The sequence below is a fragment of the Paraliomyxa miuraensis genome (genome assembly GCF_026337845.1).
Taxonomy (GTDB): domain Bacteria; phylum Myxococcota_A; class Polyangia; order Nannocystales; family Nannocystaceae; genus Paraliomyxa; species Paraliomyxa miuraensis.
On record NZ_JAOVZF010000162.1, the window covers coordinates 558,900 to 571,463 of the forward strand.

The window sequence follows — 12,564 nt, forward strand, 5'->3', positions numbered from 1 at the left end:
CGGCGGCGGTCGCCCAGAGCGTATCAGCCCGTGCGGCCATGCATGGTGACCTCGTAGACGACCGAGCCCACGGCGACCAGCAGGCAGCCGTCTCCGGGGTGCAGCAGCCAGTCGCCGCCCACCGCGGGATCGTCGACCCAGCGGGCGCCTGCGCTGGCATGGGGGCGCATGAACAGCTCGAGGCGATCGTCGGCGTCGAGGCTCACGCACACGCCCGTGTCGAGCACGACCAATTGAGCGGCGTGGGCGGGCAGGTTGGCCTCGCGGCGCACGTGGTGGCCGCGAGGCCCGAAGCGCAGCACCAGGCGCTCGTGCTCGCCGTCGCGAGCCGCCACCACCACCATCACCCCGCGCTCGTGGATCGCATCGACGATCGTGAGGCCATCGAGCTCGGGAACGCGGCGCTGCTCGGCGCCGCCGGTCTCCGACAGCAGCGACACGGTGGTCGCCCCGAGCAACTGCTGTACCACGCAGCCCCGCCACAGCCGCGAGGCGCGGGGGGCGATCATCACGGCGCGCCGCAGGCCCGCCACCAGCCGCGAGCCCACGTCGAGCAGCTCCACGCGCGCCACCTCGTCGCCGCAGGTCACGAAGAGCGTGCCGCGGACCGAGGTCACCCCGCGCGCGGCCGCCTGGCACGGGATGTCGACGCTGGCCTCGAGATCGTGGAGGCGAAGCGATCCGCCCTCCACCCATGCGGCCACGCTGCGCCCGCGTGGCGACGCGCCGAACACCAGCGGGTGCTCGCAGCGCAGGCGCTCCTGGCCGTCGACATGGACGCGATCGCCGGCGTGGACCAGCAGGTGCCCGTGGAGCTCGGCCACGGTACGAATGGGCGTACGAATCGGCGCACGCCCGGCGGATGGCATGCGCGTCCGCTCGATCATCCGCAAGCTGGCGGCCAGCGCCCGCGGCTGCGCAGGTCCGGTCGACACCAGCCCCTGGACGCTCGTGATCGGGGGTGGCGTTCGCTGGCCGTGCTGGAGCACCGCTTCCAGCCAGTCGCGCCATGGCCGAGGGATCGAGCCGACCGGCAGGCATGCCCGCGGCACCCTCACCGCGGAGTCGAACACCGAGATCCCCGCCTTCATGCGCGCGGCCAGTCCGTGCACGGTGGGGTGCTTGCCGCGGTAGGGGTGGATCCCCACCAGCAGGGAGAACGCCACCACCGCAAACGAGAACCAGTCGGTCGACTCGTCGAAGTCGCCGATCGCCCGCGTGGGGTCGTGCACCGCGGGCACGATCGCGGTGGCGGGAAAGCCCGGCGCCTGGAAGCTGTCGGCGTCGATGAGATACGGGGTGGAGAAGTCCTGCGAGACCAGCACGTTGGCCTCGTTCAGGTCCACCACCAGGCAGCCCGCGGCGTGCACCGACTCGACCACTTCGCGCAGCGATCCGATCAAGGCGGGGATGGTGGTGGGGGGCAGCCCATGGCGGCGTCGAAAGGCGATGGGCACGAGCTCGCAGGCGGTGCGGGCGTTGGCCACGAACGGCAGCTCGTGCCCCACGTGGATCCGCCGCCGCCCGCTTCGACGATGCAGCCCGCCCCGCGGGGCGAGCACGCGTGGGTCGGCGATGCGGCGCAGCGCGGCGATCTTCCCCACCGGACATGCGCGTGCCGGGTCGTGGGCGAGCTTGAAGCCGCGATCGCCCACCGCGTAGACGTTGCCCTCGCCTCCGCCCGCGACGAAGTCATCGGGCCCCAGGCTCACGCGCTCGCCCGCGTCGGTCCACACGTCGACCCCTCCGTCGACCCCTCCGTTGACTGGGCCAGGCAGTCCCGTGGATGCCAGCGCGATGCTCATGCCGCCTCCGGCCACAAGATCGTGGCGAGCGCGAGATCATCGGTGGGGCGCCAGCCGTCGCGCGCGCACTCGCGACGCAGGAACCGGCGGCCGCGTCGGGCCAGAAATCGCCCCTGCGGCCGCGGGAAGCACAACAGGCGCTCGAGCACGGTCGCGACGGGCAGCGGGGTGGCCACCCCGTCGTCGACCGCCACCATCGCGTCGAGCCCATCGGAGCCCAGCGTCACGCTCGTCAGCTCGTCGATGCGCAGGGTCAGCTCCGGCGTGTGCTCGTGCTCGATGCAGACGGGCTCGGGCCCGACTCCGGCTCCGGTCCCGCTGCGGTGCTCCACCACCACCGGAGCGCAGCACCGCCGCCACGCGGCCAAGCGCTCGGGATCCAGCCCGTAGCTCGGGTAGGGCGGCGCGCCGTCGGGGTGCTCGAAGCGATGCACGTGCAAGCCGCCGTCGCGTCGTCGGGCCGCGACCACGCCATCGCCGAACACTCGCACGCGACAGCGCTCCGCATCGGTCAGCGCCACCAGCAAGGTCGAGTCGAGACCTCGCGGCGGCAGCTCGAGCAGCGCTCCCGCCCGGGCCGCTCGCTCCACCACCTCCTCGGCATCGGGGAGGCGGCCGAGGCGTAGGCACGCCTGGGCCGCCAGCGCCAGCAGGCGAGCCCCCACGTCGGTCTGGGGCGACGACGAGCAGCCGTCGCAGACGATGGCGTAGGCCTCGCCGAGCGCGGTGCGCCCGGCGAGAGCGAAGTCCTCGCACACCACATGGGTGTCGCCGAGGCAGAACCATGCATCGGTGTGCATCGCAGTCGTGCTCCTCGTGGTCGTCACTCGGTCGGGCTCGCGTCAGAACCCGATCGTCTGGCTGGCCCCCGAGCCCAGCGCCATCGACTGCGCCGAGATCGATCGCGACACGAACTGCGCCAGCCGGGCCAGCGAGCTCGCCTTTGCGTCGCCAATGGGCAGGTACTGGGTGAAGCCCGCATCACGGGCGAGGTCCTTCAAGTACTGGTCGAGCTGTGGATCGGCCACGTTGACCCCCACCAGCACCGACACCATCGACTCCACGTGCTCGGAGCGGCGGATGCCGGCGAGCGCCTTGGCCAGGGCCTTGGCGTCGTAGCTCGACTTGTTGTCGGCGCCGTCGGTGATCACGAACACGATCGCGTTGACGTCGAAGTCGGCGTCGCTCAGCGTCTTGCCGTAGGCACCGATCGATTCCACCAGCGTGGTGGAGGCGTCGTAGAGGGCGGTCATGCCCCCGCAGCGGGCCACCTTGTCGTACGAGGCCTCGGGGCACTGCGTGAGCGGGCGAAAGCCGTGGACCTCGCGCAGCCTGTCGCTGAAGGTGACCAGCCGCAGCATCAGGTTGTCGGCCCGGGGCGAGCGGCGGCAGGCCTTGACCACCTCCTTGATGCAGCCCTCGATCTCCTTGCTGAACGACGTCACGCTCGCGCTGACGTCGGCGGCGATCCCCACCAGGGTGTACTCGGTGGCCCCGAGATCGCCCACACGGGTGCCGGAGAACGAGAAATTGGACGCGCCGAGGCGCTGGGTGACCATGGTCTTGGACGTGAGCACTGGCATGAGTTCGATCTCCTTCAGGCCGCAGCCAGGAAGTCGGTGGTGGTGGTGACCTTCATGCCGCGGGCGGTGAGCTCGCGGATGAAGTCGTCGCCGTAGCTCTCGAAGCCCGGCACGCAGCCGGTCGCGTCGCGCAGCAGGTGGATCTTCGAGACGTACTTGGGGTCGCTGAACTGGGCCGCGATGTCCCGCACCGTGTTGGCCAGGCAGTGCGAGAGCGCCTGCCCGGCCATCAGCACCACGTCGGCCTCCTCGAGCGTGCGGATGAGGCCCACGTTGACCTGGGTGGAGGGATCCTCGGGGTCGGGCACCTCGGCCTGCACGCCCGAGAAGTGCTCGGTCCACGGGTTGCTGCCCTTGGTGATCACGTCCGCCATCGCAAAGCGCTCCTCCCAGCGATGGATCGCGGCCGAGAGCACGGGCGCCACGTTGTGCCCCTCGTCGCCGATGAGGCAGTGGTAGGGCCAGACCACGTGGGGGTAGCGGCCGCTGCCCTCGAGCGCCCGCAGGTAGGCCAGCGAGCGGTCGAACGCGCTCGGCTGGGTGGTGGTCCAGCGCCCGTCGCACAGCTCGCTCGCGGTGATGCGGGTGAAGGGCGCGGGAGCGCGTCCGTGGGGATCGGCCCACCACATGGGGTGGCTGATGTCCACCTTGCGGTGGCTGTCGAGCGTGATGTGGACGTCGTCGAGCTCGTCGCGCAGGCGGTCGACCAGCCGCGCGAGCCGCTTCACGTCCTCGTCGGCGCCGGGCACGAACAGCGCTCCATTGGGGTTGCAGAAGTCGTTTTGGGGGTCGATGACGACGAGGTGGATCTTGGGCATGGCGGTGCTCCGTCGGGCTCGAGCTATTTTGGTCTTTCGGACCATATTGTGGTCATTACGACCAAAATAGTCCGGACGCAAGCGAAAGACGCTCGCCCGCGTGCTGCGACCAAGCTCACGGGCTCATGCGGTCATGGCTCGCTCTACGCCCGGGCTGGCCGTAGTGCCCACCACAGCGACAGCCCACACACGAGGCTCGCCACCGGCAGCACCCAGGGTTGTTGCACGAACAACCCCACGCCCCGGGCACCCACCGCCAGGCCCACGACCCCGAGCCGCACCTTCGCGTAGGTCCGCAGCCAGCGCGGCACCGTGGTGCGCCCTCGCACCCAGGCGATCGCGGGCCTCGACAGCAGCAGATCGGTGGCCACGGTGCTCAGCACCAGCTCGTTGTCGCGCAGCTCCGGCACCGAGGACCCCACCGACAGGATCGTGAGCACCAGGCCCAGGCTCCCGATCGGGAGGCTCCACGCCAGTAGCCACCACCCGGCCACCCGCGACGGCACCGCGTTGCGTCGCCGCAGCAGCACGGCTCCCACGAGCACCAGCCCCGCACCAAGGCCCGAGATCCACCACGAGTAGCGGTTGCGGTCGGCGATGGCGGGTGGCCCCTGGCGCTCGGCCAGCAGCTCGGGAGGGCCTGCGAGTGGAACGAGGGCGTCCCCTCCCGCGGGGTCGGGCACCCGCACGTCCTGCAGGTACTCGCGCATCTTCCACGGCCACAGCAGCGCGAAGTACTGGTCGATCGGACCGTCGTGTCGCCGGCCGAAGGCGGCGTCGGCGAGAGGGCCGATGATGACGAGCTCGTCGAACACGAGCTGCTGGTAGTCGCGGATCGTCCACGGCTCGGGGTGCCCGCCGAGCTGGGCCGCGAGCTGGCCGTCGAGCACCTCGTCGAGCAGCTCACGGATGCCCGTGGTGCACGTGGCATCGAGGTGGTGGAAGGCGTACTCGCGATTTCCGGGCAGGGCCTGCCACGCCAGCCGCTCGGCCACGAGTCGTGCCTGCGCGTCGTCGAGGGCCAGGCGCTGGCGCCAGACGTCGCGATTCTGCAGCTGCCCGTAGAGCTCGGCCGCATCGTAGACGTTGCCCACGATGCTCAAGAACCCCTTGACGTGCCCGAACACGAAGCGGAATTCCAGCCAGGACTCGTCGAAGTTGGCGTCGCCGTAGTTGTAGACGATGCACAGCTCGCGCCCGTCGGCCAGCAGCTCGCAGGCGGCCAGCGCGGCGTGCCCTCCTCGAGTGGGCAGCGCATCACCTGGCCCCATGGTGAGCAGATCGACGCGGTAGCGCGCGGCCTGGGCCTCGTGCGGGTCCGGGGCTGCATGGGCGATGGCGGTGTGGAGCACGTGCAGCAGCACGGCGAGCAGCGCGATCCGGATCCTCCGCAGCCCGAGCTCGAGCCGTAGCCGTCGATGCATCCCGCTGACCATCGCACGAGCTCGTCGCTGGGGCCAACGGTCGATGTGTCGCTAGTCGGGGATGCGGACCGCGGTGCGGCGCTTGGCCCCGGCGGCTGCACCGGCTCGACGAGCGGAGGCCGGTGGCGTCGGGTCGGGCTCGGGCTCCCGGCTGCCGCCCTCCTCGATGGCACATCGATCGAGTGCTCGAGCCAGCTCTCCGGCATCGGCGAAGCGATCGGCGGGCCGCTTGGCCAGGCACTTCATGATGGTCGCCTCGAGTCGCGGGGACACCGGTCGACCCAGGCGCGCCGAGGGAGCATCGGGCGTGGTCGTCACCGCGAGCTGCAGCAGCTGCGCGGAGTTGGTGGAATCGAAGGGTGACGTGCCCGTGACCGCGAAGTAGAGCACCCCGCCCAGGCCATAGACGTCGGCGGCGGGGCCCGCATCGCCGCCTGCCGCCACCTCGGGCGAGACGTAGGCGGGCGTGCCCGCCACCCAGCCCGTGCCCGTCAGGCGCGGCTCGTCGCTCTGGGTCATGCGCACGATGCCGAAGTCGAGCACCTTGACGAAGTCGGGCTCACCGCCGAGCTCGGCCACGAAGATGTTCTCGGGCTTGAGGTCGCGGTGCACGATCCCGCGGCGGTGCGCCTCCGCCAGGGCACCCGCGGCCTGCCGCCCCACGTGCACCGCTCGGGCCGGCGACAGCGGCCCGTCGGTGGCCACCATGTCGTAGAGATCGACGCCCGACAGCAGCTCCATCGCGTAGTACCACAGGCCGTCGTCGGTCGAGCCGTGGTCGTAGATGCGAACCGTGTTGGGGTGCGACAGGGCGGCGGTGGCCATGATCTCGCGCTCGAAGCGGGCCACCGCGTCGGCCTGGGTGCCGGCCTCCGGGCGCAGGATCTTGAGCGCCACGTCGCGGCGCAGCTGCTCGTCCCACGCCACCCACACCTCGCCCATGCCGCCCTCGCCGATCCTCCGCTCGAGGCGGTAGCGGCCGATGCTGCGGGTGCGGAACACCTGACGGCGGAGCGTCCACGCGTTGTGGCTCGCGATGACCAACAGGCCCCACGCACCTCCGATGAGCATCAAGTAGAAGAAGTAGGTCCCGCGGGCCCCTGCGTCGGCCAGCTGGAGCTGCAGCGCGGGAGACAGCGGCAGCGCCAGCGCCAGCACCACCGGGCTCGCCAGCGCAGGGACCCCCAGGCGCACCATGCCCGTGCGCCAGTGATCGGGGGTCGACGCCGCTCGACCTGCGATCACCATGGCGATGTACGTGGCATACGGGCTGGTGAGGCCGCCCGACAGCAGGCACATCGCGGACAGGATCGTGGCCGAGCTGCTGGTCATGGCCAGGTCGAGACCCGCCAGCAGGCGGGGGCTGGGGATCGGCCCGTGCGAGAGTCGCCACCACGAGGCGAGGATGGGCAGCACGCCGAGCAAGCGCAGCCCCAGGTAGGGCAGCAGGGGCCCGGGAACGACCCAGGTGGCCAGGACCCAGTCCACGAAGAAGAATCCGAGCCACAGCACCACCGCCAGCGGCATCAAGCGTCTCATGCGGCCGACGGTGGCCAGGTGCTCCTGGCGCTCGAGCTCGCGGTCGGCCTCGACCACCTGGTGTTGCCGGGCCGCGCTCATCGAGGCGGACGACAGCATCGCGCCGCGCTGCGGCTCGGCGTTCTTGGGACGGGGCGGGGTTGCGACGAGCTTGGCCTTGAGGGCCGCGAGCCCGGGCGCCTCGACCTTCTCGGCGTCCTCCGGCGGGGCGTCGTCGGGCTGGGCGTCGGCCTCGGCTTCGGGTTCGGCCTCGGCCTCGGCTCGGGCATCGGCCTCGTCCGGCTCGGCATCGGTCGACGCATCCTCGGTCGGCTCACTCCTTGCCGGTCGTTCGTCGACCGGCGGCTGGTCGCTTTGGGCCGGGGCCTGGTCGAAGGCGATCGTACCGAGGCTCACGTGCGTGGGCTCGGACCACTCGAGGTCTTGGCGATAGCGGTAGGTCGGCTGCCGCATCGATCGAGCGGCCTCGGACTCGTCCTTGCTACCGGCCTGGCTCACGCCGCGAGTCTAGCAGTGAGCGGGCGTCGAGCGCTCGTTTCACTCGCGGTTGCCCTCACGATCATCGGCTGGGCTCGGTCGGGGCAGGTGTGGGTGGCCCCTTGCTCGCAGCGGCCCCGACCAGCGCCAGTGCCTGCCTCAGCGCCGCATCGAGGGATTGTGCCGGATCGAGGGCATCGATGTGGGCCCTGGCATGCTCGGACCATGCGAGCGCGTCGTCGGTCCGGCCGAGGGCCGCGAGCACGTCCACCAGGCCGATGGCCGCGGTGGCGGCCACCCGGGCGCGACGGTCGGCCACCGCGTTGAAGTAGGCGGCACGCAGATCCAGCTCGGCCGCGGCCAGATCACCCGTGCTGCGGTGGAGGTAGGCACGCTCGAGCAGGGCCCGCCCGGACACCGGGCGGAGGTCCTCGACTCCCGCCCGGTCGACCACCTCGTCGATCTCGGTGCGTGCCTCCTGGGGCCGTCCGGTGGTGCGCAGGGCCTTGGCCCGGGCGATGCGGCGCTCGAGCTCCACGGCGCGCTGCTCTCGGCCCGCATCGCGATCCGACGCTGCGAGCAGCGACTTCTCGTCCTCGCAGTCCTCGAGCGGCGACAGCCCGTGCACGGATGACGCCGCGCGGTGGATCACCACGGCCGAAGGAGCATCGAGCGCTTCCACGAACGAGCCCAGCTCCACGCGGTGCCGCTCGAGGCAGGCCAGCCGGGCGCGGTGCAGGCGAGCCTGCCGGTTGCCGTGGGGCGGCTCGGCGCAGGTCTGCTCGTAGAGCGCGGTCCAGGCGGTGGCCTGGGCGTCGAGCCGAGCCGCGACCTCGCCGAAGCGATCCTCGGCCCCGGCGACCTCGGAAGCCACGAACGCCTCGCGAAGCCGGTCGCGGTGGGCGTCGTTCCACGTGTCGGCCAGCGCCTCGGCCGCGGTGGGGCACACGGTCGGGGTGGGCGGAACGATTGCTTCCGATCGTGACAGCTCGGCCACCGCGACCAGTCCGACCGTGAGCCCCACGACCGCCCCCACCACGGACCACGAGCGCCACGGCGAGACCTCCGACTGCGCGTCCTCGTGCAGGGTCCGCAGCTCGCGGAGCAGGTCGGGCATGCTGCCGAAGCGATCCTCGGGCCGCGGCGACATGCCCTTGCGCAGCACGTGGAACAGCCGGTACGGCACCGGAGAGCCGGAAGGGGGCTCGCGGATCTCTCCGCGGTACTTGGCGCGCGCCTGATCCTTGACCGAGCCCTCGCCGAACGGAAGCATGCCGTAGAGCGCCTCGTAGAGCGCCAGGCAGTAGCTGTACTGGTCGGTGCGAGCGTCGGCCGGCTTGCCGGCGTACTGCTCGGGCGCCATGTAGATCGGCGTACCGAGGATGGTGCCATCGGCGGTGAGGGTCTCCGACCAGTGGCCCTCGAGCTCGGGCTCGTCGCGCAGGCCCGGGGCCGGCTTCGGCTCGGGCTCGGGCTCGGGCTCGTCGACCACCGCGCGGGCGAGGCCGAAGTCGAGCACGCGCACGCGCCCGTCGTCGCCCACCAGCACGTTGGCCGGCTTGAAGTCGCGATGGACCAGTCCCGCGGTGTGAGCGGCGGCCAGCCCTCGCCCCGCGGCCCGGAACACCCCCAGCGTGCGGCGCCAGGGCGGCTTCTCCTTCTTGAGCCACTGCCTCGCGTTGGCGCCCAGCACGTACTCCATCGCGACGTACAGGCCCTCGCCGTGCTCGCCCACGTCGTACACGGGGATCACGTTGGGGTGGGAGAGCTGCGCCATGGCTCGCGCCTCGCGGAGCAGCCGCTTGCGGCGCTTGAGCTCGGCCTGGCCCGACTTGCGGCTCGACTTGAGCAGCTTGAGCGCGACCTCGCGGTGCAGCTCGGGGTCGTAGGCCTTGTAGACCACGCCCATGCCGCCCGCGCCCACGCGCTCGATCACCTCGTAGCGCCCGATCTTGTCGCCTTCTCCCAGGTTGCTGGTGTCGAGCTCGTTGCCCGATGGCAGGGTCTGATCGAACGCAGTGACCCGACTGCTGTCACCCGCGGAGGGAGGCGAGTCGGGGCCAGGGCTGCGGCGTTCGCCGCGGTACGGGACCGTCTCGGCCACGGGGCGCGAGGGTAGCACCGTCGGGCGCCGGGCCGGGGGAGCGCGAGATTCCCCCGAGATCGGCCCCAGGCCGGCGCCCCGCGGGGACGTGGGTCCGCGGACGGGCGTCAGCCAGGGGGATCGAAGTTCTCGCAGGTGGAGACGATCGTCTGCACCGTCTGCGCGAAGATCGGCCCGAAGTCGGGCTCGCACACCGACGCCAGCACCCCCTGGGCGCCGAACGACTGCACGAAGCCGATGAGGTTGGGGCTCTCGATCCCGAACACCACGCAGCTGACGTTGCTCCACGGCACGAAGCCGATCACCACCATCGCCGTGGGGTCGCCGTTCTTGGCCTGGACCACCGCGTCGTACCAGCCTGCGGTGTTCGTGCCGGGGTGGGCGTCGTCGAAGTCGGGGTCGTAGGGCGGGTCGTCGGTGACGACCACCACCACCAGGATCGCATCGTCGCGCAGGAAGCCCTCGTTGCAGGCGCCGGGGGCCGCCTTGGCATCGGACAGCGCGGCGATGGTGGCCGTCACGGGCTGCTCGATCGGGCTGCCGCTGGTGCCGATCTGCGCGACGCAGGGGAACTTCACCCCGAGGTCGTCCTGCTCGGTGGCGAAGCGAAGGCCCTCCGCGAACGGAAGGCAGTTCTGACCCGCGGCCTGGAAGCCCCCGGTCTGGGTGACCAGATCGCCGATGGACGTGCAGCCCGCCTGGTTGTAGCCGTAGTTGTCGCTGCTGACGACGCCCACGTGATAGCTGTCGACGGTGTCCTGCAGCGAGGCCTGGATCGCGCTGATGAAGCCCGGGAAGCTGTTGAGCAGCTGGGTCTGCTGGGCCGACATGCTGCCCGAGTTGTCGATCGCGAACAGGAAGTCCACCTTCCGACAGCCCGTGTCCTCGGGGATCAGCGAGTCGGGCTGGACGCCGAGGTCGAACTTGGGCGCATCGTCGTCGTTGGCGGCCGTGGTGTCCGCGGTGCCGTCCGGGGCGGTCATCGTGGACCCGGTCGCGGTGTCGGTGGTCGTGGAGTCGGTGCCGGACGAGACCGTGGTCAGCGGAGGGAAGGTGGCCGCCGTGGTGGTGTCTTCGCGCGAGTCGGGGGTGCTGCAGGCCGCGGCCACGAGGGCAGCGGTGACGACCAGGGAACGACGCCGAGCTTCGGACATGGTCGCAGCATATCGAGAGGCGGGCGCCCGATGGGGGCGAGGTGGTCGTCGGTGCGCAACCGCGACCGAACGGCCGTCTCAGGGGTGCCGTAGATCACGCGCACGAGCGAATGGTCCCATTCGCTGTCCGAAATTCGGGAGGGGGCGGATACGATGGCGGGGTCATGGGTGGCGTCGCCTTGCGACACCGCAGGGCTTCGTCGGCGGGCTTGCCCTGCCTAGTCCTCGAACAGCGCCGCATGCAGCGTCGCCACCGCGCGTCCGACCGCGTCGTCGTCGATCACCAGCGAGATGTTGTTGCTCGACATTCCGAACGTGTGCATCTGGATGTTCACGTCGGCGCGGGACATGGCCTCGAGCACCTTGGCCCCCACGCCCTTGGTGTGCTGGATGTGCCGGCCCACCACCGCGAGGATCGTCTTGCCTCCGTGCACCTCCACGCGGCCCAGCGGGGCCAGGTCGGGCAGCGAGCGCTCGAGCGCCTCGCGATCGTGGGTGGTGATCGACACGCTCACCTCCGAGGTGGCCACCAGATCCACCACCACCTGGTGTCGCGCCAGTACCTCGAAGAACCGCGCGAGGAAGCCCACCTGCTCGAACATCCGCGGCTCGGTGATCACCAGCACCGTCTGCCCCTCCTTGTAGGCGATGCTGGTGACCGGGCTGCTCTTGGGCTCGGGCGCGGACTCGATCACGGTGCCGGGGTGGCCTGGCCGGTTGGTGTTGAGCACGCGCACCGAGATGTTGGCGCCGATGGCCGGCAGCAGCGTGGCCGGATGCAGCACCCGGCTGCCGAAGAACGCCAGCTCCGCCGCCTCGTCGAAGCGCATGGTCGGGATGCTCTTGGCCGCCTTCACGATGCTCGGGTCGGCGCTCATCACCCCGTCGGTGTCGCTCCAGATCTGCACCTCATCGGCCCCGATCGCCGCGCCCACCAGCGTCGCGCTCAGATCGCTGCCGTTGCGACCCAGGGTGGTGATGACTCCGCGCGCGCTCTTGCCCACGAAGCCCGTCACGATGGGGACCACGCCGGGCGGGACCTTCTCGGCGAATGCGGCCTTCATGCGCTCGGCGTACTCGGCCACCGGGCGGGCGCGTCCGTAGTTGTCGTCGGTGTGGAGGCCGAGGTCCCAGGCGTCGAACGCCTGCGCGGCCAGGCCCTGGCGGGTGAAGTAGTCGGCGATGCAGCGCACCGACATGCGCTCGCCGAAGCTCGAGATGTGGTCGAGGCTGCGGGGTGACAGCTCGCCCACCAGCCGGATGCCGCGCAGCAGATCGCGGATGTCGGAGTAGAGCGGCATCAGCAGCTCCGGGGCGCAGCCGAGCTCGCCGGCCACCGTGCGCTGGCGCTCGATCACCGCCTCGCCCGGCTCGAAGCCCGACGCCGCGGTGCGAGCCGCGTCGATGAGCGCATCGGTGATGCCCTTGTGCGCCGAGCTCACCACCACCGGCCGGCGGTCGAGCCGGTCGCGAACGATGCCGAGGACCTTGGTGATCTGCTCGCGGTTGGCAACCGAGCTTCCACCGAACTTCATGACGATCATGGTCGTCTCCCTCTCGCTTGCTTCGTTGGGGGCTGGCCGTGCGGGCGGAGCCGCAGCGGCCGGATGGTGCCGCGGGTCCACCGATGCTGCAAACGCGGGATCGCCGGAGCCGGCGT

General features: G+C 71.2%; 9 protein-coding genes. All 9 read right to left on the bottom strand.

The genetic code is table 11. From position 1 onward, the window contains the following. Positions 1-23 precede the first annotated feature (23 nt). Positions 24-1,805 carry a hypothetical protein gene (locus OEB96_RS39725; protein ID WP_266222128.1) on the bottom strand — a complete coding sequence of 594 codons (1,782 nt, stop codon included), beginning with the start codon at positions 1,803-1,805 and terminating at the stop codon, positions 24-26. Beyond that, positions 1,802-2,605, bottom strand: coding sequence for a protein phosphatase 2C domain-containing protein (locus tag OEB96_RS39730; RefSeq protein WP_266222129.1), 804 nt, complete (start codon positions 2,603-2,605; stop codon positions 1,802-1,804). Before OEB96_RS39730 ends, OEB96_RS39725 begins: the two co-directional genes overlap by 4 nt. Before the next feature lie 42 nt (positions 2,606-2,647). After that, on the bottom strand, positions 2,648-3,388 hold the full coding sequence (locus tag OEB96_RS39735) for a vWA domain-containing protein (protein ID WP_266222130.1): 741 nt from the start codon (positions 3,386-3,388) through the stop codon (positions 2,648-2,650). A 14-nt stretch (positions 3,389-3,402) separates the two neighbouring features. Next, entirely contained in the window at positions 3,403-4,206 is an 804-nt protein-coding gene (locus OEB96_RS39740) for a cysteine hydrolase family protein (protein WP_266222131.1), read from the bottom strand. Between the two features lie 143 nt (positions 4,207-4,349). Further along, the gene (locus OEB96_RS39745) at positions 4,350-5,630 is read right to left on the bottom strand and encodes a lipoprotein N-acyltransferase Lnb domain-containing protein (protein ID WP_266222132.1); all 1,281 of its coding nucleotides are present in this window, start codon (positions 5,628-5,630) and stop codon (positions 4,350-4,352) included. Positions 5,631-5,681: 51 nt separating this feature from the next. Beyond that, entirely contained in the window at positions 5,682-7,667 is a 1,986-nt protein-coding gene (locus OEB96_RS39750) for a serine/threonine-protein kinase (RefSeq protein ID WP_266222133.1), read from the bottom strand. A gap of 61 nt (positions 7,668-7,728) precedes the next feature. Continuing rightward, positions 7,729-9,750 (bottom strand): serine/threonine-protein kinase, encoded by a 2,022-nt coding sequence (locus OEB96_RS39755; protein ID WP_266222134.1) that lies wholly within the window; start codon positions 9,748-9,750, stop codon positions 7,729-7,731. 107 nt (positions 9,751-9,857) lie between these two features. Continuing rightward, entirely contained in the window at positions 9,858-10,904 is a 1,047-nt protein-coding gene (locus OEB96_RS39760; protein WP_266222135.1) for a hypothetical protein, read from the bottom strand. Between the two features lie 218 nt (positions 10,905-11,122). After that, positions 11,123-12,448 (bottom strand): aspartate kinase, encoded by a 1,326-nt coding sequence (locus tag OEB96_RS39765; protein ID WP_266222136.1) that lies wholly within the window; start codon positions 12,446-12,448, stop codon positions 11,123-11,125. Between the last annotated feature and the right edge of the window lie 116 nt (positions 12,449-12,564).